Source organism: Paucibacter sp. M5-1, assembly GCF_027498415.2.
Taxonomy (GTDB): Bacteria; Pseudomonadota; Gammaproteobacteria; order Burkholderiales; family Burkholderiaceae_C; genus Roseateles_E.
In genome coordinates this window covers 1,812,892-1,837,397 of record NZ_JAPZLM020000001.1, presented here as the reverse complement: position 1 = coordinate 1,837,397, position 24,506 = coordinate 1,812,892, and the positions used below count along the sequence as shown (strand labels likewise).

General features: G+C 69.6%; 21 protein-coding genes. 11 read left to right on the top strand and 10 right to left on the bottom strand.

Annotated elements, in window-relative coordinates:
* Window positions 1-5: 5 nt before the first annotated feature.
* Genes O5M90_RS08510 through O5M90_RS08500 form a run of 3 tightly spaced genes read right to left on the bottom strand, consistent with a single transcriptional unit; the run spans window position 6 to window position 3,334 of the window.
* Window positions 6-902 carry an ABC transporter permease gene (locus tag O5M90_RS08510; RefSeq protein ID WP_269838886.1) on the bottom strand — a complete coding sequence of 299 codons (897 nt, stop codon included), beginning with the start codon at window positions 900-902 and terminating at the stop codon, window positions 6-8.
* A 6-nt stretch (window positions 903-908) separates the two neighbouring features.
* On the bottom strand, window positions 909-1,829 hold the full coding sequence (locus O5M90_RS08505) for an ABC transporter permease (RefSeq protein ID WP_137945160.1): 921 nt from the start codon (window positions 1,827-1,829) through the stop codon (window positions 909-911).
* Window positions 1,830-1,855: 26 nt separating this feature from the next.
* A complete protein-coding gene (locus O5M90_RS08500; protein ID WP_269838887.1) occupies window positions 1,856-3,334 on the bottom strand; it encodes an ABC transporter substrate-binding protein in 1,479 nt (492 codons plus the stop codon).
* 163 nt (window positions 3,335-3,497) lie between these two features.
* Between O5M90_RS08500 and O5M90_RS08495 the strand changes: the two genes are divergently transcribed.
* Genes O5M90_RS08495 through O5M90_RS08480 form a run of 4 tightly spaced genes read left to right on the top strand, consistent with a single transcriptional unit; the run spans window position 3,498 to window position 8,212 of the window.
* Window positions 3,498-4,430 (top strand): LysR family transcriptional regulator, encoded by a 933-nt coding sequence (locus O5M90_RS08495; protein ID WP_137945162.1) that lies wholly within the window; start codon window positions 3,498-3,500, stop codon window positions 4,428-4,430.
* Window positions 4,431-4,487: 57 nt separating this feature from the next.
* Complete coding sequence (locus tag O5M90_RS08490; RefSeq protein ID WP_137945163.1) at window positions 4,488-4,847, top strand: hypothetical protein; 360 nt, start codon at window positions 4,488-4,490, stop codon at window positions 4,845-4,847.
* 22 nt (window positions 4,848-4,869) lie between these two features.
* The gene (locus O5M90_RS08485) at window positions 4,870-5,619 is read left to right on the top strand and encodes a Crp/Fnr family transcriptional regulator (protein ID WP_269838888.1); all 750 of its coding nucleotides are present in this window, start codon (window positions 4,870-4,872) and stop codon (window positions 5,617-5,619) included.
* 58 nt (window positions 5,620-5,677) lie between these two features.
* Window positions 5,678-8,212, top strand: a complete 2,535-nt coding sequence (locus O5M90_RS08480; protein WP_440401961.1) for a chemotaxis protein CheB — start codon at window positions 5,678-5,680, stop codon at window positions 8,210-8,212.
* A 10-nt stretch (window positions 8,213-8,222) separates the two neighbouring features.
* On the opposite strand, the gene O5M90_RS08475 is transcribed toward O5M90_RS08480, so the two are convergent.
* On the bottom strand, window positions 8,223-11,438 hold the full coding sequence (locus O5M90_RS08475; RefSeq protein WP_269840122.1) for a hypothetical protein: 3,216 nt from the start codon (window positions 11,436-11,438) through the stop codon (window positions 8,223-8,225).
* A 252-nt stretch (window positions 11,439-11,690) separates the two neighbouring features.
* Here O5M90_RS08475 and O5M90_RS08470 point away from each other — a divergent pair, with 252 nt between their 5' ends.
* Both O5M90_RS08470 and O5M90_RS08465 read left to right on the top strand, forming a co-directional pair.
* On the top strand, window positions 11,691-12,440 hold the full coding sequence (locus O5M90_RS08470; RefSeq protein WP_269840121.1) for a DUF6345 domain-containing protein: 750 nt from the start codon (window positions 11,691-11,693) through the stop codon (window positions 12,438-12,440).
* 48 nt (window positions 12,441-12,488) lie between these two features.
* A complete protein-coding gene (locus O5M90_RS08465) occupies window positions 12,489-13,430 on the top strand; it encodes a hypothetical protein (RefSeq protein WP_269840120.1) in 942 nt (313 codons plus the stop codon).
* 24 nt (window positions 13,431-13,454) lie between these two features.
* Here the strand turns inward: O5M90_RS08465 and O5M90_RS08460 are convergent, their stop codons facing one another.
* Window positions 13,455-14,738, bottom strand: a complete 1,284-nt coding sequence (locus tag O5M90_RS08460; RefSeq protein ID WP_269840119.1) for an MFS transporter — start codon at window positions 14,736-14,738, stop codon at window positions 13,455-13,457.
* A 190-nt stretch (window positions 14,739-14,928) separates the two neighbouring features.
* Between O5M90_RS08460 and O5M90_RS08455 the strand changes: the two genes are divergently transcribed.
* The gene (locus O5M90_RS08455; protein WP_269840118.1) at window positions 14,929-16,377 is read left to right on the top strand and encodes an aminotransferase-like domain-containing protein; all 1,449 of its coding nucleotides are present in this window, start codon (window positions 14,929-14,931) and stop codon (window positions 16,375-16,377) included.
* Here the strand turns inward: O5M90_RS08455 and arsC are convergent.
* Window positions 16,363-16,707, bottom strand: a complete 345-nt coding sequence (gene arsC, locus O5M90_RS08450) for an arsenate reductase (glutaredoxin) (RefSeq protein WP_137945244.1) — start codon at window positions 16,705-16,707, stop codon at window positions 16,363-16,365. The two genes, O5M90_RS08455 and arsC, sit on opposite strands and share 15 nt — an antisense overlap.
* Window positions 16,708-16,791: 84 nt before the next feature.
* Between arsC and O5M90_RS08445 the strand changes: the two genes are divergently transcribed.
* A complete protein-coding gene (locus O5M90_RS08445) occupies window positions 16,792-18,531 on the top strand; it encodes an acyl-CoA synthetase (protein WP_269840117.1) in 1,740 nt (579 codons plus the stop codon).
* Here the strand turns inward: O5M90_RS08445 and O5M90_RS08440 are convergent.
* Genes O5M90_RS08440 through O5M90_RS08425 form a run of 4 tightly spaced genes read right to left on the bottom strand, consistent with a single transcriptional unit; the run spans window position 18,497 to window position 20,641 of the window.
* Window positions 18,497-19,246, bottom strand: coding sequence for a hypothetical protein (locus tag O5M90_RS08440; RefSeq protein WP_269840116.1), 750 nt, complete (start codon window positions 19,244-19,246; stop codon window positions 18,497-18,499). The two genes, O5M90_RS08445 and O5M90_RS08440, sit on opposite strands and share 35 nt — an antisense overlap.
* A gap of 35 nt (window positions 19,247-19,281) precedes the next feature.
* Entirely contained in the window at window positions 19,282-19,836 is a 555-nt protein-coding gene (locus O5M90_RS08435; protein WP_440401957.1) for a hypothetical protein, read from the bottom strand.
* The gene (locus O5M90_RS08430; protein WP_137945174.1) at window positions 19,833-20,069 is read right to left on the bottom strand and encodes a helix-turn-helix domain-containing protein; all 237 of its coding nucleotides are present in this window, start codon (window positions 20,067-20,069) and stop codon (window positions 19,833-19,835) included. Before O5M90_RS08430 ends, O5M90_RS08435 begins: the two co-directional genes overlap by 4 nt.
* A 14-nt stretch (window positions 20,070-20,083) precedes the next feature.
* Window positions 20,084-20,641: a DUF2975 domain-containing protein gene (locus O5M90_RS08425; protein ID WP_137945175.1), complete on the bottom strand. Its 558-nt coding sequence runs from the start codon at window positions 20,639-20,641 to the stop codon at window positions 20,084-20,086.
* A 164-nt stretch (window positions 20,642-20,805) separates the two neighbouring features.
* Between O5M90_RS08425 and O5M90_RS08420 the strand changes: the two genes are divergently transcribed.
* The 3 genes from O5M90_RS08420 to O5M90_RS08410 all read left to right on the top strand — a co-directional run bounded on the left by O5M90_RS08420 (window position 20,806) and on the right by O5M90_RS08410 (window position 24,504).
* Window positions 20,806-21,861, top strand: a complete 1,056-nt coding sequence (locus O5M90_RS08420) for an aldo/keto reductase (RefSeq protein ID WP_269840114.1) — start codon at window positions 20,806-20,808, stop codon at window positions 21,859-21,861.
* Window positions 21,862-21,888: 27 nt separating this feature from the next.
* The gene (locus O5M90_RS08415; protein WP_269840113.1) at window positions 21,889-22,293 is read left to right on the top strand and encodes a DUF2946 family protein; all 405 of its coding nucleotides are present in this window, start codon (window positions 21,889-21,891) and stop codon (window positions 22,291-22,293) included.
* Window positions 22,294-22,371: 78 nt separating this feature from the next.
* Window positions 22,372-24,504: a TonB-dependent receptor gene (locus O5M90_RS08410; RefSeq protein ID WP_269840112.1), complete on the top strand. Its 2,133-nt coding sequence runs from the start codon at window positions 22,372-22,374 to the stop codon at window positions 24,502-24,504.
* Window positions 24,505-24,506 lie beyond the last annotated feature (2 nt).

Below are 24,506 nucleotides of genomic sequence, written 5' to 3'. Positions count from 1 at the left end.
GCTCCTCAGTTGCGGCCATCGGGGGCCGTGATGTCCCGGATGCCGTCGCCGACCAGATTGATCGCCAGCACCAGCAGCGCCAGCACCAGGCCCGGGATCACGATGACCCAGGGCTGGAAGAACATATAGGCCTTGCCCTCGGCCACCATCAGGCCCCAGGAGGGCGTCGGCGGCTGCACGCCCAGGCCCAGGAAGGACAGCGTCGATTCCAGCAGGATGGCGTGGGCCATCTCCAGCGTGGTGACCACCGTCAGCGCGCTCATCAGATTGGGCAGCAGCTCGCGCAGCAGGATGTAGGGTGTCGACGCGCCCAGGGCCTTGGCCGCGGCGATGAACTCGGCGTCGCGCAGCTGCTGGGTGGCCGAGCGGGTGACGATGGCGAAGCGGTCCCACAGCAGCAGGCCCAATAGCACGATCACGACCTTCAGCGAGCCGCCCACCAGCGAACTCATCGCCAGCGCCACCAGCACCACCGGCATCGCCAGCCGCGTCGTGATCATGTAGCTGACCACCGCGTCGACCTTGCCGCCGAAATAGCCGGCCAGCAGGCCCATGGTCGTGCCGATCAGGCCGGAGATCAGCGCGGCCGACAGGCCGATCAGCAGCGAGACGCGCGCGCCGTACAGCAAGCGGCTCAGATAGTCGCGGCCCAGCTTGTCGGTGCCCAGCATGTGCTCCCAGGTCCCGCGCTCATGCCAGACCGGCGGGATCAGGCGCTGGCTGATGTCCTGCGCGAAGGGGTCATGCGGCGCGATCCAGGGCGCGAACAGCGCGGCCAGGGCGATGGCGCCGAGTATCAGGCTGCCCAGGGTCAGGCCGTGATGGCCGAAGATGCGGCGCAGCCAGCGCGGCAGCGCCGGTTTCGTCAGGGGCGTGGGGAGGGCTTGTGTGGTGGAGCTCATGACGGCTTACTCCTTGGTGCGCATGCGCGGGTCGAGCGCGGCGTTCAGCACGTCGGCGAGGAAGGTCAGCGCGATATAGAAGCTGGCGATGATCAGCACGACCGCCTGCACGACCGGATAGTCGTTTCGCGCGATCGAGTCCCAGGCCAGTTGGCCCAGACCCTGCAGCGAGTAGACCGACTCGATCACCACCGAGCCGCCCAGCATGAAGCCCAGTTCCACCGCAGCCAGCGCCACCACCGGGATGATGGCGTTGCGCAGCGCGTGCTTGAAGATCACGCGGGCCGGGCTCAGGCCCTTGGCGCGGGCGGTGCGGATGTAGTCCGAGCCCAGCACGTCCAGCATGCCGGCGCGCGTCAGTCGCATCAGCGAAGGCATCGCGTAATAGCCCAGCGCGATGGCCGGCAGCACAAAATGCAGCCAGCTCTCGTTGCCGGCGACCGGCAGCCATTGCAGGCCCACCGCGAAGATCAGGATCAGGGTCAGCGCGAACCAGAAGTTCGGCATGGCCTGGCCGACGACGGCGATCATCAGCGCGAGGCGGTCGACCCAGCTGTCGCGGTAGATCGCGGCCAGCACGCCCAGCGGGATCGCCACCGCGACGGCCAGCAGCAGGGCCACCGCGCCGAGCTTCAGCGTGATCGGCAGGCGCTCGCCGATCAGCTCCATCACGGTGTTCTGGAAATAGAAGGAGCGGCCGAAGTCCAGCCGCGCCGCCGCGCCCAGCCAGTCGAAGAACTGCGTCGTGATCGGCCGGTCCAGGCCGTACTGCACGCGTATCTTCTCGATGTCGGCCGAGGTCGACTCGGCCCCGGCGATCGCGGTGGCCAGGTCGCCCGACAGGTGCAGCAGCATGAAGCTGAGCACGGCGACCGTCAGCATCACGCTGCAGGCCACCAGCAGCCGGCGCAGGATGTAGATCAGCATGGCAGCACTCCCGGCTTGGTGGCTCTTTACTTCCAGCTCGCCTTGAAGAAGCGGGGCAGCTCGTCCGGCTGGGCCTCGAACTTGAGGTCGGACGTGAAGGCGTAGTTGGTCGAATACGAAAACATCGGCGCCCAGAAGGCCTCGGTGGAGATGCGCTGCAGCGCCTTGGCGTACTTGCTCTTGCGCTCGGCCTTGTCGACGGTGGCGTCGGCGGTCTGCAGCAGCGCGATGGTCTGCGGATCCTTGGCGGTGTCGTCGGGGCCACCCTTGAAGTAGTTGCCGACGAAGGCCGAGGCGTCGTTGATCGAGAACGAGCCCCAGGCCTGGAAGCTCAGCGGTGCCCGGCCCGAGCGCAGCTCGGTGCGCAGCGCCGGGTACTGGACGAAGTGCAGGCGCGCGCGGATGCCGACCTTGCGCAGGTCGCCGATGATGGCCTCGGCATAGTCGCGCTCGCGGTAGGCCCAGAGGTCGGTGTCGAAGCCGTTGGCATAGCCGGCCTCGGCCAGCAAGGCCTTGGCCTTGGCGGGGTTGTAGTCGTACTTGACGACGCTGCTGGTGTCGCAGCCGAACTGGGTGCGGAAGCAGGGCGCGTAGACCGGCTGGCTGCCGCCGCGCACCAGGTTGTCGGCCATGCCCTTGCGGTTGATCGCATGGTTCAGCGCCTGGCGCACGCGCGGGTCCTTGAAGGGCGCGCTCTCCGGTGTCGTGCCATTGTTGTTGATGGACAGGAAGCCCACCCGCATGGTCTCGCCGCTGAGCACGCTCATCTTGGGCATGACCTTGAAGGACTCGGCCTGGTCGGCCGGCACGCGCCAGATCCAGTCAACCGCACCGGTCATCAGCTGGGCGGCGCGCGCCTCCGGGTCGCGGATCACGACGAACTTGACCGTGCCGATCTGCGGCTGGCCCAGCGGGCTGTCCTTGAAGTAGCCGCTGTTCTTGACCATGGTCACACCCTGGCCTGGTGTCACCGCGGTGATCTTGTAGGGGCCGGTACCGACGGGCGCCTTGCTGAAGCCTTCCAGGCCGACCTTCTTGAAGTAGGCGGCCGGATAGATCGGGGTCGGCCCTGCCAGGTATTCGAGCGCGGCCGGGAAGGGTGTCTTCAGCTTGATGCGCACCTGGGTCTCGCTGAGCTTGACCACGTCCTTGATCCAGTCGGTGTTCTGGCGCGTCGAGATCTTCGCGTCAGGGCCGGTCACGGTGTTGAAGGTGAACACCACATCGTCGGCCGAGAACTTGTCGCCGTTGTGGAAGCTGACGCCGGGCCGCAGGGTCAGCAGCAGCGCGGTCGGCGATTCCCATTTCCAGGCGGTGGCCAGCTGCGGCTTGTACTCGCCGGTCTTGGTGTCGCGATGGATCAGCGTGTCCCAGGCCATATTCGCCAGGATCACGCCCTCGCGCATATTGTTGTGATACGGGCTGACGTTCTCGACCTCGTTGTCCGAGGCGTAGACCAGGGTGTCGTTGGCCTTGCCGGCGTGGGCAGCAAGCGACGAACACATGAGGAGGGCGGCGATAGCAGTCAGGCGCATGGCGGTCGATTCCTTCGTCAGTCCGGGCGAAAAACATCGCGATGTCGGCAAGAATGCGGGCGGCGCGAGCTTTGCGCCATTTCCAAATTTCGAGGCCTGCGATGCCTAAAAGGCAAGGCAAGCGTTAACCCTGATGTCCAACAATCCCCTCCTTGCCCGCCAGCTGCAGGACACCGCACTGCGCTACTTTCTTGAGGTGGTCCGCTGCGGATCGATCAGCGAGGCCTCGCAGCGCCTGAACGTCGCCGGCTCCTCGATCAGCCGCCATATCGCCCAGCTGGAGGATCTGCTGGGCGCCAGCCTGTTCGACCGCCATGCGCGCGGCATGGTGCCCAGCGCGGCCGGCGAGGTGCTGGCCGTGCACGCGCTGAAGTCGGCCCACGACGCCGAGCGCGCGGTGCACGACATCCAGGCGCTCAAGGGCATGCAGCGCGGCCGCGTGCATCTGGCCTCGACCGAGGGCTTCTCGATGGAGTTCATGCCGCGCCTGATCGCCGACTTCTCGCGCCAGCATCCGGGCATCCAGTTCCATCTCTCGGTCGATCCGCCGGCCGAGGCGACGCGCCGCGTGCTGCAGGGTGATGCCGACATCGGCATCACGATGAGCCGCAGCGCCGAGAAGGACCTGAAGGTCGAACATTCGCAGCCCTCGCCGGTGCTGGCGGTGATGCGCGCCGGCCATCCGCTGACGCGCTTCAAGCAGCTCGGCCTGTCCCAGCTGCTGGCCTATCCGATCGCGCTACCCGAGCAGGACACCACGGTGCGCCAGCTCTTCGACATCGCCTGCAGCCGCCAGCGCCTGAGTGTCGCGCCTGTCCTGACCAGCAACTACATCGGCAGCCTGTTCGGCTTTCTGCGCCACCAGGAGGAGGGCGTGACGATCTCGGGCGAGATCTCGATCCGCTACCAGGTCGACCGCGGCGAGCTGGCCTGCGTGCGCCTGCGCGACCGCGGCCTGGACCTGCGCAATATCGTCGTGCAGACCTTGATGGGCCGCACGCTCTCGCATGCGGCCCAGGCCTTTCTGAAGTATCTGAAGGCGCAGCTGGGCGGCCCGGCGGTTTGAGCGGTCTTTGGGCTTACTATCAGCGCTCTCGTGCGACGCAATCCCAGGGAGGACGAAATGTCCATGCATGCCGTTGACCCGAGCAAGCTTTCAGAGTTGCGCCAGCATGCCGAGGCACGCCTGCAAGGCGGCCAGGCACCCAAGACCCTGGGCTGGAGCAGCAGTGCGCAGGCGCTGAGCCTGCTGCACCGCCTGGCCAGCGATCCGGCCAGCGCGGCCGATGCGCTGAAGCTGCTGCACGAGTTGCAGGTGCATCAGGTGGAGCTGGATCTGCAGCATGAGCAGATGGAGCAGCAGTTGCTGGAGCTCGGCGAGACCCTGCGCCGCGCCGAACAGCGCGGCGATGCGCTGCAGGCCCTGATGGACGCTGCCGGCCTGCGTGCGCCGCCCCTGCTCGCAGCTGTGCCGCGCGCCTGAGCGGCCGGCAGGCCGACCCACGATGGGACATGCACTCTCCCGCCCGCTGCCGGAATCCTCACAAACCTCCGCGCCCGAGGCGCCGGTCAACCGATTGCTGGAGGCACTCAGCGAGACCGAGCAGCAAGGCCTGCGGCCCGATCTGGAGCCGGTGCTGCTGCGCTATGGCCAGGTGATTCAGGAGCCCGGCCTGGATCTGAAATATCTGTACTTCCCGGTCAGTGCCGTGGTCAGCCTGCTGTGCCCGACCGAGAACGGGGCGGCGACGCAGATCGCGGTCGTGGGCAACGAGGGGGTGGTCGGCGTTGCGCTGTTCATGGGCGGCGGCAGCATGCCGGGCCGGGCCTTTGTGCAATGCGCCGGCCAGGCCTGGCGCATCAAGGCGGTGCCGCTGCTGGCGGAGTTCCATCGCGGCGGCGCGCTGACCCAGCTGCTGCTGCGCTCGACCCAGGCCCTGATCACGCAGATGGCGCAGACGGCGGTGTGCAACCGGCGCCACGGGCTGGAGCAGCAGCTGTGCCGCTGGCTTCTGCTGAGCCTGGACCGCCTGAGCGGCAATGAGATGGTGATCACCCACGAAACCATTGCCGGATTGCTGGGCGTGCGCCGCGAGGGCGTCAGCGAGGCCACCGGCCATCTGCGCGAGCTGGGTCTGATCGAGGGCAGCCGCGGCCATATCACCGTGCTGGACCGCCTGGGCCTGGAGGCGCGGGCCTGCGAGTGCTACCGGGTGCTGCGGCGAGAGTGCGAGCGCCTGCTGCCGCCGCTCTGAGGCAGCGGGCGCCGGGGGATACTCGGCGCGCCCTCCTGCCTGCCCTGACTGCACCCTGATGAGTCCACCGGACACCACGCCCCAGCCCGCTTGCCCCCGCATCGTCGGCCTGGGTGCGTCGGCCGGCGGGCTGGTGGCGCTGGAGCAGTTCCTGGCCCAGGTGCCGGCGCGCAGCGGCCTGGCCTATATCGTGGTCCAGCATCTCGATCCGACCCAGAAGGCCTTGCTGCCCGAGCTGCTGCAGCGGGTGACGGCCTTGCCGGTGCGCCAGGCCGAGGCGCAGCAGCGCATCGCGCCCGACAGCGTCTATGTGATCGGCCCCAACACCGAGCTGAGCGTGGTGGCCGGCCGGCTGCAGCTGGCCCCGCCCTCGGAGCCGCGCGGCCTGCGTTTGCCTATCGATGTGCTGTTCTCCTCGCTGGCCCGCGAGCAGGGGCGCCGTGCCATCGCGGTGGTGCTGTCGGGCATGGGGGCCGACGGCACGCTGGGGCTGCAGGCCGTGCATGCGGTGGGCGGGCTGGGTGCCGCGCAGACGCCCGAGACCGCGCAGTTCGATGCGATGCCCAAAAGCGCAATCGCCGCCGGCTGTGTCGCGCTGGTGGCGCCGCCGCAGGAGCTGCCGGGTCGCATCTTGTCGTGGCTGGCGCGCGAGCCGGCGCCGGCCGCCCAGCCCGGCGATCTGCCGCGCATCTTCGGCCTGCTGCGCCAGCACACCCGGCATGACTTCTCGCTCTACAAGCCCAGCACCCTGCACCGCCGTATCGAGCGGCGCATGGCCATCCACGCGCTGACGAGCCTGTCCGGCTATGCAGACTTCCTGGCCGAGAACCCGCAGGAGGTGGAGCTGCTGTTCAAGGAGCTGCTGATCGGGGTGACCCACTTCTTCCGCGATGGCCCGGTCTGGCAGCAGCTGGCCGAGCAGACGCTGCCGGAGCTGCTGGCGCGCCGCGCCGGCCAGACCCAGCTGCGCGCCTGGGTGGTCGGCTGCTCGACCGGCGAGGAGGCCTACTCGCTGGCCATGGTGTTTGCCGAAGTCGTGCAGCGCCTGCCGCAGCACCGCGGCTGCAGCCTGCAGATCTTCGCGTCGGACCTGAGCCCGGACGCGATCGGCAGCGCGCGCCGGGGCCAGTACCCGGCCACGCTGCGCGAGCAGCTCTCGCCGCAGCGGCTGGCGCGCTTCTTCACCGCGCATGAGGGCGGCTACCGCATCGGCAAGAGCATCCGCGACAGCGTGCTGTTCGCGCAGCATGATGTGCTGCTGGACCCGCCGTTCACCAAGCTCGACCTGCTGTGCTGCCGCAATCTGATGATCTACTTCGACGCGGCGCTGCAGCGGCGCCTGCTGCCGCTGTTCCACTACAGCCTGCGGCCGGGTGGCGTGCTGCTGCTGGGCAGCTCCGAGACGGTAGGGCGCTTCACCCATCTGTTCGGTGCGATCGACTCCAAGCTGCGTCTGTACCTGCGCCAGGACCATGCCCTTGCCGGCAGCGAATTCATGATGACCTCCTTCCCCCCTCTGTCCAAGCTCAGCCAGGAGTCCGCCGTGCGCTCAAGCCAATCCCCCGCTGCGGGCCCTGACCATCCCGAGAGCCTTCAGATGGCGGCCGACCATCTGCTGCTGCAGCAGCATGCGCCGCCAGCCGTGGTGGTGAACCCGGCCGGCGACATCGTCTACATCAGCGGCCGCACCGGCAAGTATCTGGAACCGGCTGCCGGCAAGGCCAACTGGAACTTCCATGCGATGGTGCGCGAGGGCCTGCGCGGGCCGGTCAGCGAGGCGCTGCGCCAGGTGGCGCTGCAGGACGAGCCGGTGCTGCTGCGCGGCCTGCAACTGCCGACCGCGCCCGGCGTTCAGACGGTCGATGTGACCGTGCAGGCGGTGCGCGAGCCCGGGGTGCTGCAGGGCATGGTGATGATTGTGTTCCGCGATGTCGCCGCGCCGCCGGCCGGCCGCGGCCGGCGCAAGACCCCGGCCGCCCCGGATGCCTCGGCCGAGCTGCAGCAATGCCGCGACGAGATCCAGGCGCTGCGCGAGGAGGCGCGGGCGACGAAGGAGGAGCTGCAGTCGGCCAACGAGGAACTGCAGTCCACCAACGAAGAGCTGCAGTCGGCCAACGAGGAGCTGACCACCTCGAAGGAGGAGATGCAGTCGATGAACGAGGAGCTGCAGACCGTCAATGCCGAGATGCAGACCAAGCTCGACGATCTGGCGCTGGCGCAGAGCGATATGAGGAATCTGCTCAACAGCACCGATATCGCGATGCTGTTCCTGGACCAGGGCCTGAACGTGCGGCGCTTCACCGAGCGGGCGTCCAAGCTGATCAATCTGCGCGACAGCGATATCGGCCGGCCGCTCAGCGACCTGACCACCAGCCTGCAGTACCCCGATCTGCACGAGGACGCGCACGAGACGCTGCGCACCCTGGTGTTCTCCGAGAAGCAGATCCTGAGCAGCGAGCAGCGCTGGTTCTCGGTGCGCATCATGCCCTACCGTCGGCTCGACAACGTCATCGACGGCGCGGTGATCACCTTTGTCGACATCACCGCGACCAAGGAGCTGGAGGCGCGGCTGCGGCTGGCCTCGAAGGGCTGAGGTCCGGGCCCTAGATATTCGCCATCGCGAGGAAGTCCAGCAAGCTGGAGCCGCCCAGCGTTGCGAAGGGCAGCAGCACGGCCTTCAGCAGCGGCTGCTGCGAGAACGGCGCGAAGGCGCCTTCATCGAGCGTCTTGATGCGCTCGCGCAGCAGCTCCAGCTGGCGCGGCGCCGGCAGCGCCTGGGCATCGGGCGCATGGGCCTGCAGCAGCCAGTCGCCGACGGCCGTCAGGGCCTGGCGCCGCGCCTTCTCGGCCGCGCGGCGCAGGCAGATCGCGCTGAGCAGCACGACGCCGATATCGAACAAGGCCATCGCGAGGGCCATCGTCGGCATCTGCCAGTTGTCGAAGAACTGGCTGCGCGACAGCAGCAGCAGCGACAGCACGATGAAGGGGTAGTAGATCAGCCCGGTCACGCAGCGCGTGCGCTGGGCGATGAACTGCAGATTGATCCAATGATCGACCACCTCGGGCTTGGCGATGCCCATCTGGCGGCCGAAGAACTGGATGGCGCGGTCCGGCCAGTTGGCGCGGCCCGGTCGCAGCTCGCGCACGAAGCGCAGGCAGATCAGCGTGGCATCGGCGACATAGAAGACCAGGAAGTTCATCAGCACGATGGCGGCAATCGCCAGCAGCAGATGGACCGAGCTGGAGACCGGCCCGCGCTGCGGCGCGCCCGAAGGCTCGGCCAGGCCGGTGTGCAGCGCGAGGCCGACGGCCAGCACCAGCACCGTGCAGGCCAGGCTGCGCAGAAAGCGCGAGCCGGTGCGGTTCTGCACGATGAAGTGGCGCCACAGCGCCAGCCGGCCGGCGGTCATCCGCCCGGCCCGCAGCGCGGCCGGATGACTGCTGTCCGACTCGCTGGGTCCGCGCAGCGTGAACACATGGGCCAGCCGGCAGCGCAGGCTCAGCCGCGCGTCCTCGCGCGCCTGCTCGGCCACCAGCCGGCGCCGGGTCTGGCCCAGATGCAGGGTCAGGCTGAGCCGGTCCAGATTGCGCGTCAGCGCGGTCCAGCCCCGGAACACCAGGTACAGGCACAGCAGCAGGGTCAGCAGATGGATGGCTTCGGTAGGCCACAGGCTGATGCCCTCGCTGAAGCTGATCGGTTTGCCGTCCCGGGTCAGCCAATCGGCGAAGCCCGGCCATTGATGCGCCAGCACGACCGGCAGCACCAGTTGCAGCAGCATCAGCAGCAGGGCCAGCACGGCCTGACGCAGCCAGGCCGGCCATGGGCCGCCACGATGGATGGCGAAGCGCCGCAGCCGGCGCTGCAGGGCACGGTTCAGCGCCAGCGGCGGCAGCCAGACCAGCAGCACCAGCACGCCGGCCAGCAGCGAGAGCACCAGCGGCGAGATATGGGGGTAGCGCGGCGAGCCCGGCGGGTGGATGTCGGCGCAGGTGGCGAGCTGGCTGCCGCGGCAGGCGCGGCGTTCGTCGTTGCCGGCCTGCGCCGGCGCGCTGAAGTCGAAGGCCATGCTGCGCCCGATCTCGAAGATGCGGGGCTGGCCCAGCCAGCGCGCCAGCTGCTGCGGGCCGACGCGGCCGGCGCCCGTCTGGTCGTCGAGCGCCAGCCGGGTCGAGAAAAAGGCCGAGGTCTGGTAGTTGTCGCGAAACGGCGGTGTGCCGGCCTGCAGCCCGTCCGTCAGGCGCAGGCCGAAATTGGACGCCACGATCAGATTGCGCGTCCAGGGCTGCTCGCGCGGATGCAGAAAGCGCGCGTCCAGATCGGTGGTGAAGAACAGCGCGTGCGGGAAGTCCGCGCGCAGCGCCTGCAGCACCAGCAGCTTGTCGTGCACATCGTTGCCCAGCACGCCGATGGCGCGCAGACCGGCGCCGTCGACGCTGCCGGCGCGCAGCTCACGGTCGCGTTCGCGCAGCCGCGCCGCCAGCCGGCGCAGATAGTCGTACTGGCTCTGGCCCTCGGCGCGCTCGATGAAGCTGCCGTCGCTGCGCCGCTCGGCATCCTTGGCGGTGCTGCCGTCCTTCGCGCCGCCGCTCGCCGATGGCGCGCTGCCGTGTTCGGGCATCTGGCCGTCGAGGCCGCGGACGTAGTGGAAGCGGTTGACGCAGAAACCCTTGTCGTCGTCCTCGGCGATGCGGAACTCGCGCCGCAGGCTGCGACCGTACAAGGTGTCCCATTCGGCGACGATGGCGATCTGGTGCGGCGAGTCGGCGCGCTGGGTCCCGACACGGCACATCTCGCGGTAGCGCTCCTGCCGGGCCTGGCCATTGCCGCCCGGCTCGGGGCTGGCGCGCACTTTCAGCCCGCGCAGCCCCAGCTCGTTCACCAGGCTGGCGGCCAGCGATTTGTCGTCACCGATGGTGCGCAGCAGCGTGATGCCCTTGCGCTGGAAATAGTCGCTCAGGCTCTCGTTGCGCGCGCGCCAGGTGTCCTCCAGCAGCTTGGCGTCCGAGACCGTTGCGGCCAGCGAGTAAAAGCGCAGGTCCCAGCCCTTGAAGTGATCGAGGTCGAAGTCCTGACGCTCGCTGTCCCTGATCATCGCGTGCAGGCCGTCCGAGCCCATCGGTCCGAGCGCGCGCCACAGCAGCCGTGACGGCTGCGATGACTCGGGCTCGAGCTGCCGGAGCAACTCGCGCCATTTGTCGAAGGGCCGGTCGTAAAACGGGCCGTTGTCCAGCCACAGCACCAGCACCGGGTGGGCCACGGGCTGACGGCCCGGCAGTGGCTTGAACCATTCGTAGGGCACGGCCTCGGGCAGCGTGCGGGGCGGCTGGCTCTGCGGCAGGAAGTAGCCCAGATGCTCGGTGTCGGCCGGCGCGTAGTCGGCCGCATTGAGCGCCGCCAGCACCGCATAGCGCATGCGCCGCCGGCTCTCGACCGACTCGGCATAGGGGCCACCCGAGACCATCGCCGCCAGCACGATGATGCGGCCGGCCGGGTCGCCCGCCGGCAGGCGGGCGGCGATCTCTTGCTGGAAGGCGGCCAGGCCTTGCTGCTGGCGCTCCAGCGCCTGCTGCTCGGCCCGACCGAGCTTGCGCACACGCTCTTCGCGGGCGCGCATCACTGCACCCAGCGGGTCCTGCCACAGCCGTGCGTCGACATCCTGGGCCGCGAAGCGCTGCTCGATGCGCGGCTCGTTGGCGGCCGGCCGCGTGCTCTGCAGCAGCGGCTCGCGCAGCACGAAGGCGCCGGCCGCCAGCAGCACCGCCGCCAGCCAGCCGCTGCTCAACAGCCCGCTGCCACCCCATCTGGATTCCGTGCTCATTGCGACTCCCTGCCGATCCGCGCTCGGCCTGTTCGGACACTAGGTCTGGGCCCGGCGCATCGCATCCGATGAACAAGGGAGTGGCGCGGCGCGCCCGGCCCGATCGCGGCATTCCGTCCTGCAGGCTGATGAGAGGCAGGCCCCTAGAAGCCGGGTCCCCCCCCAGCTTGATCGTTGAGCGGGCTTGGCCCGCTGCCTAGTCTGCACAGCAAGCCGGCGCTCCTGCCGGCCGCTACCCTCAAGGAGGCAATCATGGCCAGATTCGGCATCGAAGCCATTCGCTACTGCAACCACGCCCGCGCCGCCGGCGTGACCACATCGAGTGACCTGACCTACACCTTCAACCGCGCCAACGGCTTCGACAGCAAGCTGCGCAGCGCCGGCCACGGCCGTGCGTTCTACTGGGCCAATACCGACTGCTGGGAGACCGACATCCGCGACAACGACCGCGGCGGCGGTGATCGCAGCTGGGTCGACGATGTCGATCTGTTCTGGATCGAGACCCATGGCAACCACACCGCCGACGGCCAGGCGCTGATGCTTTACGACACGCCGCAGACCGGCTGGTTCACCTTCTCGGGCGACTGGCAGCTGGGCGAGAACTGGAACGCCGAATGGGTGATGGCCTATTCGTGCAAGACGGTGGACCGCAACAATGTGGCCGGGCTGTGGAACATCTTCGCCGGCCTGCACATCTACTGCGGTGCCTGGGAGAACATGTATGACGCCTGGACCACCGACGAGTGCGGCGAGGACGTGGCCCACAACCTGGTGCATGGCGACACCGTCTCGCATGCCTGGCACGACGGCGTCTCCGACTGGGCCGTCGACAACCACCCGATCACCGTCTGCGTCGGCGACGCCGCCACCTGGAACAGCGGCAACATCCGCTGGGACCTGAGCGCGCTCAACCGCGACCATCTGTGGGGTCATGGCAGCGTCGTGCCCGATCTGCCGCCCAGCCGCCAGGCCTGCCTGCTGTGGCGCTGGACCGAGGGCTGAGCACCGAAAGCTGACGCGTTCAACAACCTCTTACCGGACATCAACATCATGGACATCAATCAACTGATGGAATCGCTGGCTTCGTCCTTCAAGCAGGAGCTGCCCGCCGAGCTGGCCATCCTGGAGCTGCGCCGCAGCTCGGTCGACGATCAGCAGCGCCGCCTGCGCAAGCTGCTCAAGGGCAGCAGCGAGGCCTGCGACCAGAACTTCGAGCGCGGCCAGTGGGAGACTTTCGACGACCACACGCTGGTGCGCCTGCCCGAGGGTGCCCGGGCCGTGCTCTACCACGCCAGCGGCGCCGTCAAGCTCAGCAGCGGGCTGGCGCCGATGGAGGCGCTGTTCAAGGAGGCACAGCCCAAGCAGCAGCTCGCCGATCACACGGCCAAGCTGCTGCAATCGCTGGGCCTGCATGACGCGCTGGGGCGTGGCGAGACGCTGAGCTTCGAGCGGCTGTGGCAGATCAAGGCGGCCGCCACCGATCGCAGCGGTCATCAGAGCGAGCCGGTGCTGTGCCGAGCGATAGGGGCGTTCCGGCATCACATCGAGGGCATCCCGGTGCTGGGCCCGGCTTCGGCGGCGCTGCAGATTGCCGGTAACGGCGAGTTCGACATGCTCTCGACCCTGCTGCGCAGCCCCGGCGGCGAAGCGCTGGACCGCGCCAAGCCGCTGCACCCGGAGCGCGCGGTGCGCCAGCTGCTGAGCCAGCTGCAGGCGAAGTTCGAGCTGCAGCGCGGCAAGCAGGACAGCCCGATCGACTTCGAGTGCCGCGAGGGCCTGCGCTTCGGCTATCTGAGCCTGTCCAAGCGCAAGGTGCAACGCCTGCTGGCGCCGGTCTATATGGCCACCATCGACGTCACCCACGACAAGCTGCGCCAGGGCCTGATCCTGGTGACCGCCGCGACCGAGAAGGAGTATCTGCCGCTGAACCCACCGGGCCAGGAAAACCTGCCGACGCTGAGCAGCAAGACCGCCGGCAAGCGCTGCTGCTGAAGCCGGCCGAGGCCCGGCGATCCGTCAGCGCCCTCTGGCGAAGGCCTCGGGGTGCTGACGCTCGTACCAGTTCCTCACCTCGGCATGGTCCAGCGAGAGAAAGCGTGGCAGCTCCGGCACCGCCAGCAGCAGCGCGCCGCTGAGCAGAAAGCCTGCCGCCAGCAGCAGATAGACCTGAGCCACCGGCCAATGCAGCAGCAGTACGCCGGCCAGTGCCGGGGCTGCCGCGGCGGCCAGCTGCGCGAGTGCCATCTGCCCGGCCGTCATGCGGGCGCGGAAGTCTTCCGGCATCGCCAGCAGGCGGTGGGTCTGGCCGACCAGCTGGGTGACCGACATGCTCAGGCCGATCAGCGCGAACAGCAGCAGCAGGCCGGGCGCCCAGTCGCACAGGCCGATCGCGCCGGCGGCGCCGCCGCATGCGCCGACGGCAGCAAAGATCGCCCGCAGCCGGCCCAGGCGGGCGATCAGTGCGTCGGCCACGCCGGCCACCCCCACCAGCAGGCCCAGCGACAGGGCCGCCGCGCAGGCACCGAACCACAGCGCCGACAGCCCCAGCGACTGCAGGCGCAGCGGCAGCAGCAGGCCGGTGGCCGGCAGCAGGAACACCATCATCAAGGCCCCGACCAGGGTCCACCAGCGATCCAGCGGCACGCCCCATTTGGCGCGCAGGCCGGCCGCCAGATCGGCGAACCAGCCAGCGCCGACCGCGCGTTGGGCGGGGAAGGGCGGCGCGACGATGCGCCAGGCGACGACGGTGGCGACGCCGAACATCAGCAGGTTCAGCAGCATCGCCGTCGCGATGCCGCCCAGGGCCAGCGCGGCGCCGCCCAGCCCCGGCCCGAGCAGGCCGCCGAGGGCCTGGGCGCCGCGGCGCAGCCGTATCGCCTCGGGCAGCTGCGCGGTCGCGACCAGCTCCGGCAGGATGCTGGCCTGGGCCGGCAGTAGCAGGGCCTGGGCCAGCAAAGCCAGGCCGCCGCAGGCGCACAGTAGCGGCAGGCTGTAGATGCCGCTGCTGGCCAGCAGGGCCAGCGCGAGCGCGTCCAGCAGCAGACCCGATTGGCCCAGCCCTATCAGCAGCCGCTTTTCGTAGCGATCACCCAGCGGCGACAGCATAGGCATGGCCAGCAGCGAACACAGGGCCATCCAGACGCCATAGCGGCTCAGGTCCAGGGCGCCACCGTCCCGCGCGATCCACCAGGCGATGGTGATCTGGCCCACCGCAGCGGCCAGCAGGCTCAGCATCTCGCTGAGCATCAGCAGGCGCAGGGCCGGCGCACAGGCATGGATACGGGCGCGCAGTTGCCGCATGGGGTCGTCCTCTTGGAGGGCTGGGATGGCGGGCAGTCTAGAAAGCCGGGGCCGGCTCGATAAGACCCAGGCGCGGGCCGTCGGCATCGATACAGGGCCGAGCTGTATCGATGCGGCCGTATGGTCTGTGTATCGATGCAGCGCCGGCAATTGACGCTATCGTGGCGACCCCGCGACTCGCCTGCTTTGCGTGAACCCCAGCCCCTACCGCTACCGTGCCCTGGCCGCCCTGCTGACCGAGCAGTTGCGTGCCGGCCTGTACCCGCCCGGCAGCCAGCTGCCCTCGGTGCGCCAGCTCTGCGCCGAGCATCGCGCCAGCCTGGCCACCGTCACCCATGCGCTGCACCAGCTGGAGGATGCCGGCCTGATCGAGGCCAGGCCGCGGCGCGGCTTCTTTGCCTGCGCCCCGGCATCGCCGACTGCGGCGCTGGACCCCGCGCCAACGGCGGCTATCGCGCTGGCCGGCCGGCGCCAGCGCCTGATCGAGCTGGCCGCGACGCGGGCGGACTGTTTGTCGTTGAGCCATCTGGCTCTGCCGGCCGCCCTGCTGCCGCTGCCGGCGCTGCAGCGTCTGCTGACGCAGCAGCTGCGCAGCGACGCGGCCGTGCTGGGCAGCGGCATGGTCTATGGATCGACGGCCTTGCGCGAGCAACTGGCGCAGCGCTCGCGGCGCCTGGGCTGCCGCTTCGATGCCGAGGACATCGTCATTACACAGGGCGAATCCGAGTCGCTGGCGCTATGCCTGCGACTGCTGGCCAAGCCCGGTGAGCTGATCGCGGTGGCCAGCCCCGCACCGTTCCATGCGCTGGAGCTGATTGCCAGCCTAGGGCTGCGCGTGCTGGAGATTCCGGCCTCGGCCGAGGCCGGTTTGTCGGTGTCGGCGCTGGCTCTGGCCGCCCAGCAGCACCAGCTGGCCGCCTGCCTGCTCGAGCCCAACTTCTATCGTGTCACCGGCAGCCGGATGAGCGACGCCGCCAAGCAGGCGCTGGCGGCCCTGCTGGCCGAGCACAGCCTGCCGCTGATCGAGTGCGACATGATGGGCGAGCTCTATCACGGCGCCCAGCGGCCAAGGCCGCTGAAGGCCTTTGATGGCGACGACCGCGTGCTGTACTGCGGCAGCCTGGCCTGCATCACCGGCCCGGGTTTCAGCCTCGGCTATATGGTCAGCGGACGCTACCGTCTGCAGCTGCGCGCTGAGCGCACCGTGCATGGCGAGCTTTTGCCCGCATTGACCGACCAGGTGCTGACTGCTTTTATGGCCGGCGGCGGCATGGACCGCCATCTGCGCCGGCTGCGCCAGCGCCTGGCCGCCCAGCTGCAGGCCTGGCGCGAGGCCGTGTTAGCCCACTTCCCGCCGGGCACGCGGGTCAGCAGCGCGGATGGTGGCTATGTGCTGTGGCTGGCGCTGCCCGGCGGCCTGGACGCTTGCGCGCTGCTTGAGGAGACCCGGCGCCGGGGCTACAGCTTTGTGCCCGGCGCGGTCTTCAGCACGGGCACGCAGTTCGATCATTGCCTGCGGCTGACGGCCGGCCATCCGCTCGATGCGTCGCGGCTGCAGGGCGTCCGTTGCCTGGGCGAGTTGGCCACCCGCTTGCTGGCGGCCGGCAGTTCCCGGCGCCGCGTCTCAGAGCCAGCCTAGCAGCAGCTCCGGCGGCCGGGCGATCAGCGCACGCCGGCCGTGCACAACGATGGGGCGTTGCAGCAGGATGGGGTGGGCGGCCATCGCGGCCAGCAGCGCCGGCTCGTCCAGCGACGGATCGGCCAGGCCCAGGCGCTGGTACTCGTCCTCACCGCTGCGCAGCAGCTCGCGCGCCGGCAGGCCCAGCAGGGCCAGCAGGCCCTGCAATTCAGCCACATCGGGCGGTGTCTTCAGGTATTCGATCACCGTCGGCTTCAGGCCCTGGGCCTGCAGCAGGGCCAGGGCTTCGCGGGACTTGGAGCAGCGGGGGTTGTGATAAATCGTGGTCAGCATGGCGCTAGGGTAAGCCATGAGGCCGGCGCCGGCTGCGCTCGCTACCCTCAGCGGCTCGTTGGAGCGCGAGGCGGAGGCCCGATGACCACCAAACAACAAGACGACGCCTACCTGGCACTGCACAGCGCGTTCCGCTGGCAGGTGCCCGAGTATTTCAATATCGCCGAGGCCTGCTGCGGCCGCTGGGCCCGCGAGACGCCCGAGGCCACGGCCGTGCTGTTCGACAGCGACAGCGGCTGCCGCGCGCACTACAGCTACGGCCAGCTGCAGCGCGCCGCGAACCGGCTCAGCAACGCGCTGCGGCGCCTGGGCGTGCGGCGCGGCGACCGGGTCGCGGTGGTGCTGCCGCAGCGCTTCGAGACCGCGGTGGCCCAGATCGCGATCAGCCAGCTCGGCGCGGTGGCGATGCCGCTGTCCATGCTGTTCGGCCCCGAGGCGCTGGAGTACCGGCTGCAGGACAGCGGCGCGGTGCTGGCCCTGGTCGAATGCGCGGCGCTGGAGGCGCTGCGCGGCGTGCGCGCGCGCTGCCCGGCGCTGCGCCATCTGATCGTCGTCGGCGAATGCCAGGCGGACTGTGACGAGATCGGCTGGATGGCCGCGCTGCAGGCCGAGGATGCCCGCTTCACGGCCGAGCGAACCAAGGCCGACGAGGCCGCGGTGCTGATCTACACCAGCGGCACGACCGGCCCGCCCAAGGGCGCGCTGATCCCGAACCGCGCACTGATTGGCAATCTGAGCGGCTTTGTCGCCAGCCAGAACTGGTTCGGCTTCGACCCGGCCGCGCCGGAGAAGGGCACGCAGGCGGTGTTCTGGAGCCCGGCCGACTGGGCCTGGACCGGCGGGCTGATGGATGCGCTCTTGCCGACGCTGTACTTCGGCCGGCCCATCGTCGCCTACCAGGGCCGCTTCGCGCCGGACAAGGCCTTCGAGCTGATGGCCGCCCATGGCGTAACCCATACCTTTTTGTTCCCCACCGCGCTGAAGGCGATGATGAAGGCGCTGCCGCGGCCGCGCGAGCGCTATGCGCTCAAGCTCGAGGCCATCATGAGCGCCGGCGAGGCGGTCGGCGATGCGGTGTTCGCCTACTGCCGCGAGCAGCTGGGCGTGACGGTCAACGAGATGTTCGGCCAGACCGAGATCAACTATGTGGTCGGCAACTGCAGCCGCTTCTGGCCGGCCCGGCCCGGCAGCATGGGGCGCGCCTATCCGGGCCACCGGGTCGCGGTGATCGACGCCGAGGGCAAGACCTGTCCCCCGGGCGTGGCCGGCGATGTGGCGGTGCACCGGCGCGATGTGCACGGCCATCCCGACCCGGTGTTCTTCCTGGGCTACTGGGGCCGCGCGGACGCGACCCGGGCCAAGTTCACCGGCGATCCCGAGGACAGCTGGTGCCGCACCGGCGATATGGCGCTGCAGGACAAGGACGGCTACCTCTGGTATCAGGGCCGCAGCGACGATGTCTTCAAGTCGGCCGGCTACCGCATCGGCCCCAGCGAGATCGAGAACTGCCTGGTCAAGCATGCGGCGGTCGCGAACGCCGCCGTGGTGCCCAAGCCCGATGCCGAGCGCGGCGCCCTGGTCAAGGCCTATGTGGTGCTGGCGCCGGGGCGGCACGGCTCGGCGGCACTGATCGCCGAGCTGCAAGCCCATGTCAAGGGCCGGCTGGCGCCCTACGAATACCCGAAGGAGATCGAGTTCATCGAGGCCCTGCCGATGACCACCACCGGCAAGCTGCAGCGCGGTGTGCTGCGGCGGCAGGAGGAGGAGCGGGCGCGGGCAGCCGGCGTTACTGCGCCCGCGAGCTTGTCAGCCGCACGCTGAGCCGCGCATCGGCCGGCGCCAGCAGGCGGGCCGCGTCGGGCCAGGGCTCGGCGCCGGTCAGCGTGGTGCAGGGCGGGCTGGGCTTGTCCCTGGGCGCGTCGGGGTCGCGGTCCTTGGGCTCGGCCGCCAGCGGCAGGCCCAGCAGCTGGCCCTGCTCGTCGCGCCATTCCAGCTCCCATTTGGGTTCGGCGCTGCAGACCCGCACGCCCTGGATCTGCGGGAACAGCCAGCGCGCATACCAGGGCAGCAGCTCGCTGCGCAGGGTGCGGGCGATGCCCATGATGCGGCGCACCGTGGCCATGCTCAGCTGGTCCGGCGGCGTGGTCAGGCGGATGCGGCCCTGCATCTCGGCGGCGCCGCGCGGGATATTGCTGGCCAGCTCGGCCCCCTTGGCCTGTTCTGGCGGCAGCAAGGGCAGCTCGAAGCGGCCCTCGGCGTCGACCTTGATCGGCAGATAGCCCTCCTCATGGGCCACCGCCAGCTTGGGCGCGGGCTGGGCCGCGAAGGTCTTGGGCCCCAGTTTGAAGTCCATCACGATCAGGCCCTGGCCGTATTTCTTCAGCCCCTGCAGCATGGTGTTCATGCGCTCGTAAGGCATCGCGGCGGGGTCGCGCACCAGACCGACCTGGACGGTGTCGAGCTGGGCGGGTGGCGGCGTCTGCGCCAGTGCGGCGGGCAGGGCGATGAAGTACAGCAGCCAGATCGGCTTGGTCATGGGGGACTCCCTGGTTGATCGGATGGTTTGTTGGCTCAGCGTCTGCACTTGCCACGCGCCTCGGCCAGCAGCCAGAAGGGCGCGCTCAGCAAGCCCATGCCGGCGCCGGCGAACTCGCCCTTCAGGCAGTCGCCGTCGGCGCTTTTCGCGATGCCCTGGCCCAGGCGCTGCTGGGTGGTCTCGGGCAGGGATTTCGCCTGCGCCGCCTCCGGTGCGCTCAGCGCGGCCTGGCGCACCGCGCGGCGGGTGGCCTCGCTGTCGAGCAGCGAGGGCAGGGGGGCGGAGGCCGGCGGCGCGGCGGAGGGGCTGGCGGCGAGCGCTATGGTCTCGGGGTCCGGCTGCAGCGTGCTGATCGCGTTGGGTGCCGGTCGTGCTGTGGCGCGCGGCTGTGGGGTGCCGGTGGGTTTGCGCGTGGCCGCTGCCGGCTGCGGGCGTGCTGCCGGTCTGGGCAGGGGCTGCAGGCGCAGGCTGATCAGTTGCCGCGCGGGCTTGGGTGCGGGCGAGCGGCCCTGGGTCAGCAGCAGCCACAGCAGGCCGTGGATCAGCAGCACCAACAGCAACAACGCCGGCCGGGCCTGGCGCCTGATCATGCGTCCGGCCCCTCGCCGGGCGCTTCCGGCCCGGCCTCGTAGCCCAGCAGATCGCCGGGCTGGCAGTCCAGCACCGCGCAGATGCGAGCCAGCGTCTCGAAGCGCACGCCGCGCACCTTGCCGGATTTCAGCAGCGAGAGATTGGCCTCGGTGATGCCGATGCGCTCGGCCAGCTCGCGCGAGCGCATCTTGCGCCGCGCCAGCATCAGGTCCAGGGTGACGAGGATGGGCATGCCGGGCGCCGCTCTCAGATGAACTCGGCGTTCTCGTCCGCCACCCGCACCGCCTCGCGCATCACCGCGGCAATGGCCAGCAGCATCAGGCCGAACAGCAGGCACAGATAGTGTTCGGACGACAGCGTCAGCGCCAGCTGGCGCTCGCCGGGCGGATTGCCCAGGGTCAGGGCCAGCAGTGCCAGGGTCTGGCCCAGCGGCATCGCCAGCGCCAGGCCGACCAGTGCCAGGCCCAGGCGGTGCAGATGACGCACAGGCGCCAGAGCCAGCAGCTCGCCGCGCGCATAGCAGCCGAACAGGCACCAGACCTGCCACATCGCCCAGGCGCCCACCAGGGCCGGCAGGGCCGAGGCGGCGAGCCCGGCCAGGCGGGCGCCGGCATCGAGCTGCAGATTGGCGGCTCCGGAGCCCCATTCCTGGTGTGCTACCCGGGCCACCCACTCCGGCTGGCTCCAGAACAGCAAGGGCAGCAGCAGCTGGGCCGCACCGCCTACCAGGGCCAGCAGGCGCACCAGCCGTATCAGGCCCTGGATGCGGCGCTGGCCGCCGAAATGGCTGGTGTGGGTGCTCATGGTGACCGTGTGTTGACAAGAAATTTACTGTAAAACAATAAAAAATAGATGTAAAGCAAAAAGTATCCGGGCGCATAGCGAGCGCCGCTGGGCTGCCGCGACTTGCGGCACACTGCCGCCTGATCAGGCCTGCACGGAGCAGGCAGGCGTAAGGAGTAACAAGAATGGAATTCACCACATTGGGTCGCTCGGACTTGCGAGTCAGTCGGATCTGCCTGGGCACGATGACCTTCGGCGAGCAGGTCGACGAGGCGGCCAGCCATGCCTTGCTGGACAGCGCCGTGGCCCAGGGCATCAACTTCATCGACATGGCCGAGATGTACCCGGTGCCGGCCCGCGCCGAGACCTTTGCCGATACCGAACGCATCATCGGCCGCTGGCTCGGCAGCCGGCCGGGCCTGCGCGAAAAGCTGGTGATCGCGACCAAAGTTAGCGGCCCTTCGCGCGGCTATGGCTGGATACGCCAGGGCTCGCCCGATCTGACGGCCGCCGACATCATCAGCGCCTGCGAGGCCAGCCTGCAGCGCCTGCAGACCGACCATATCGACCTCTACCAGATCCACTGGCCGGCCCGTCATGTGCCGATGTTCGGCGGCCAGTTCTTCGAGCCGGCCAAGGACCAGCCGGTCACGCCCATCCTGGCCCAGCTCGAAGCGCTGGGCCAGCTGGTCAAGGCCGGCAAGGTGCGGCATATCGGGCTGTCCAACGAGACGCCGCATGGGGTGGCCGAGTTCGTCCATCTGGCCGAGCAGCAGGGCCTGCCGCGCGTGGTCTCGGTGCAGAACGCCTACAGCCTGGTCAACCGCGTGCCCGAGAACGGGCTGGACGAGGCGCTGTACCGCCACCAGGTCTCGCTGCTGGCCTACTCGCCGCTGGGCTTCGGCACGCTGACCGGCAAGTACGACGCCAGCGGCCTGGCCGACCCGACGGCTGGCCGGCTGGCGCTGTTCGAGAGCATGAAGAAGCAGCGCTGGGCCCGGCCCGAGACGCTGGCCGCGGCGCGGCGCTACAACGCGCTGGCCCGCGACCATGGGCTGACGCCCACCCGCATGGCGCTGGCCTGGTGCTATGGCCGCTGGCAGACCGCCAGCACCATCATCGGCGTCACCAGCCAGGCTCAGCTCGACGAGGACATCGCCGCCTGGGGCACGGTGCTGGCACCCGAGCTGCTGGCCGAGATCGACAAGGTCCGCTGGGAGATCCGCGACCCGGCGCAGTGAAGCTCGCGGGCTAGAATCCGCCCCGCGATGCGCGCCCACACCTCCTTCCACCGCTGCACGGCCTTGCTGGCCGTGCTGGCGCTGCTGTGGGCGGCCCTGGTGCCGGGTCTTGCCCATGCGCTGCAGACCCGCTCGGACAGCGTCTGGGTCGAGGTCTGCACGGTGCAGGGCCCCGGCTTTGTGCGCCTGGATACGGCGGCCCTGGCCGAGGATCCGCTGGCGCCGCTGGAGCTGGGCAAGAAGAGCAGCCCCTGGGGCGAGCACTGCCCGCTGTGCACCTTGCCCATCGATCACGCGGCTCCGCCGCCGACCCTGCCCGCCGGCGCCTCGCCGACCCTGGGCTTCGAGCGCCCGCTCGCTTTCTGGCGCGCCCCGCGCCTGCTCGCCATCTGGGCCACGGCCCAGGCGCGTGCGCCCCCGCTGACGACCTGACAGTTCCTTCCGCTTCTCCCGATTTCGCCGGCCCTGCCTTCTTGCTTGCAGTGGCCGGCCTCACTGTCATGTCTGTCAATGAAAAAACATCTGATCAGCGTGCTGGCCATGCTGGCCTGCGCCCACGCCCGTGCCCATCAACATGAACAACTGCAGTCGGTCCTGATAACCGGCAGCGCCCAGCGCAGCGCTCTCGACGAGGCCGCCGGCAGCAGCTCCCGGTTGGGCCTGAGCCTGCGCGAGACCCCGGCCAGCGTGACCGTGGTCAGCCGCGACGAGATTGAGCGGCGTGCCTATGCCAACACCCAGGAGGTGCTCAAGAGCGTGCCCGGCGTGGTCTTTGCCGACCCGCCGGGCTCGGCCGGCACGGTGTTCTACCGCGGCTTCGGCTCGGGCTCGCTGTCCCAGCTCTATAACGGCATCAGCGTGCAGTACGACGCGATCGCCGCGCGGCCGCTGGACAGCTGGCTGGTCGAGCGGGTCGAGGCCATCGGCGGTGCCTCGAGCTTTCTGAACGGCTCCGGCGCGGTGGGCGGCACGATCAATGTGATCAGCAAGATCGCCGATCGCAGCGGCGACATCAGCCGCCTGCGACTGGGTCTGGGCGACCGTGGCGCCCAGGGCTCGGCCAGCCTGCAGCGCAGCCTCGGCGAGCAGGTCCTGCGAGTCGAACTCAACCGCAACGAAGGCGCGCTCTGGACCCAGGGCCGCGAGCGCAGCGCCTGGCAGGCCAGCGCCTCCTGGCTGGCGCCGCTGAGCGCCGGCCTGACGCACATGCTGGCCGTCGAGCGCCAGCACGAGAAGGTCACCCAGCCCTACTGGGGCACACCGATGCTGCGCGCCGCCGACGGCACGGTGCCCGCCGGCCAGCTGCACTTCGATGCCGCGACCTTGGGTGTGAACTACAACGTGCTCGACGGCCGCTACCAGCAGGACGTCAGCTGGGCTCGCTCCATCCTCGAATGGAAGCTCAATGACCGCACGCGGCTGAGCCACACCCTCTACCTCTACGACGCGCTGCGCGACTACGAAAACGTCGAGACCTATGTCTTCAAGAACGGTAACAGCGCGGTCGAGCGCCGCGATGCGCTGCTGCAGCGCCATGACCAGCGCGTCTGGGGCAGCCGCACCGAGCTGAGCCACGGCAGCGAGATCGCCGGCCTGCGCTCGGACTTCGCGGCTGGCATCGATTGGAGCTTCAACCGCCAGACCCGCTTCCCGCTGTCGGTGCCGGGCCCCTTTGGCAACACCGATCCCTACCAGCCCGCCGCCAGCTACTTCTACAGCACCCCCGGCATCAAGCCCGGCTACAACCCCGGCGCCAGCAATCTGCTGCGCACGCTGGCGCTGTTCGTCGAGAACCGCACCGTGCTGGGCAGCGGCTACGCGCTGGTCAGCGCCTTGCGCTGGGACCGCATCGCGCTGGATGTACGCAACCACCGCACGGTCACGGCCACCAACCCGGCCCTGTTCACGACCGACTTCAAGCCGCTGACCGGCCGGCTGGGCCTGGTCAAGGACCTCAGCAAGGACTGGCAGGTCTATGCCCAGGCCAGCAGCGCCGCCGACCCGCCGTCTGGCGTGCTGGCCACGGCCGGCTTCGGTGCGCTGCGCCGCTTCGAGCTGACGCGCGGCCGCCAGGTCGAGATCGGCAGCAAGCTCGCCTTCGACCAGGGGCGCGGCCAGGCCACCGTGGCGCTCTACGACCTGCGCCGCAAGAACTTCTCCATCACCGACCCGAACGACAGCACGAACGCGCTGCCCGTCGGTGCGCAGAGCAGCCGCGGCCTGGAGCTCAGCGCGCATTGGCGGCCCAGCGCCCAGCTGAGCCTGAGCGGCCAGCTGAGCCACACCCGCGCGCGCTACCAGGCCTTCACCGAAGGCACGGTCTCGCGCGCCGGCCAGACCCCGGCCAATGTGCCGACCTGGGTGGCCGGCGCCGCGCTGGACTGGCAGCCGCTGCAGAGCCTGGGCCTGGGCCTGGACTGGCGCCATGTCGGCAAGCGCTATGCCAATGTCGCCAACACGGTCTGGGACGGCGCCTACAACCTGGTCGGCGCCAGCGCCACGCTGAAGATCGACCGCCAGACCACGCTGCAGGCCCGCGTCGACAACCTCGGCGATGAGCGCTATGTGGCCAGCCTCAGCAGCAACCTGCCTTATCTGGGCGCGCCGCGCAGCGTCAGCCTGGCGGTGGACTGGAAGTTCTGAGC

Excerpts from the sequence above, each read along its gene's own strand:
- O5M90_RS08475 (WP_269840122.1), bottom strand. The coding sequence starts at position 11,438 with ATGAGCACGGAATCCAGATGGGGTGGCAGCGGGCTGTTGAGCAGCGGC.
- O5M90_RS08500 (WP_269838887.1), bottom strand. The coding sequence starts at position 3,334 with ATGTGTTCGTCGCTTGCTGCCCACGCCGGCAAGGCCAACGACACCCTG.
- O5M90_RS08480 (WP_440401961.1), top strand. The coding sequence starts at position 5,678 with ATGAGTCCACCGGACACCACGCCCCAGCCCGCTTGCCCCCGCATCGTC.
- O5M90_RS08495 (WP_137945162.1), top strand. The coding sequence starts at position 3,498 with ATGTCCAACAATCCCCTCCTTGCCCGCCAGCTGCAGGACACCGCACTG.
- O5M90_RS08485 (WP_269838888.1), top strand. The coding sequence starts at position 4,870 with ATGGGACATGCACTCTCCCGCCCGCTGCCGGAATCCTCACAAACCTCC.
- O5M90_RS08435 (WP_440401957.1), bottom strand. The coding sequence starts at position 19,836 with ATGATCAGGCGCCAGGCCCGGCCGGCGTTGTTGCTGTTGGTGCTGCTG.
- O5M90_RS08415 (WP_269840113.1), top strand. The coding sequence starts at position 21,889 with ATGCGCGCCCACACCTCCTTCCACCGCTGCACGGCCTTGCTGGCCGTG.
- O5M90_RS08420 (WP_269840114.1), top strand. The coding sequence starts at position 20,806 with ATGGAATTCACCACATTGGGTCGCTCGGACTTGCGAGTCAGTCGGATC.
- O5M90_RS08445 (WP_269840117.1), top strand. The coding sequence starts at position 16,792 with ATGACCACCAAACAACAAGACGACGCCTACCTGGCACTGCACAGCGCG.
- O5M90_RS08410 (WP_269840112.1), top strand. The coding sequence starts at position 22,372 with ATGAAAAAACATCTGATCAGCGTGCTGGCCATGCTGGCCTGCGCCCAC.
- O5M90_RS08425 (WP_137945175.1), bottom strand. The coding sequence starts at position 20,641 with ATGAGCACCCACACCAGCCATTTCGGCGGCCAGCGCCGCATCCAGGGC.
- O5M90_RS08465 (WP_269840120.1), top strand. The coding sequence starts at position 12,489 with ATGGACATCAATCAACTGATGGAATCGCTGGCTTCGTCCTTCAAGCAG.
- O5M90_RS08490 (WP_137945163.1), top strand. The coding sequence starts at position 4,488 with ATGTCCATGCATGCCGTTGACCCGAGCAAGCTTTCAGAGTTGCGCCAG.
- O5M90_RS08460 (WP_269840119.1), bottom strand. The coding sequence starts at position 14,738 with ATGCGGCAACTGCGCGCCCGTATCCATGCCTGTGCGCCGGCCCTGCGC.
- O5M90_RS08440 (WP_269840116.1), bottom strand. The coding sequence starts at position 19,246 with ATGACCAAGCCGATCTGGCTGCTGTACTTCATCGCCCTGCCCGCCGCA.
- O5M90_RS08430 (WP_137945174.1), bottom strand. The coding sequence starts at position 20,069 with ATGCCCATCCTCGTCACCCTGGACCTGATGCTGGCGCGGCGCAAGATG.
- O5M90_RS08505 (WP_137945160.1), bottom strand. The coding sequence starts at position 1,829 with ATGCTGATCTACATCCTGCGCCGGCTGCTGGTGGCCTGCAGCGTGATG.
- O5M90_RS08510 (WP_269838886.1), bottom strand. The coding sequence starts at position 902 with ATGAGCTCCACCACACAAGCCCTCCCCACGCCCCTGACGAAACCGGCG.
- O5M90_RS08470 (WP_269840121.1), top strand. The coding sequence starts at position 11,691 with ATGGCCAGATTCGGCATCGAAGCCATTCGCTACTGCAACCACGCCCGC.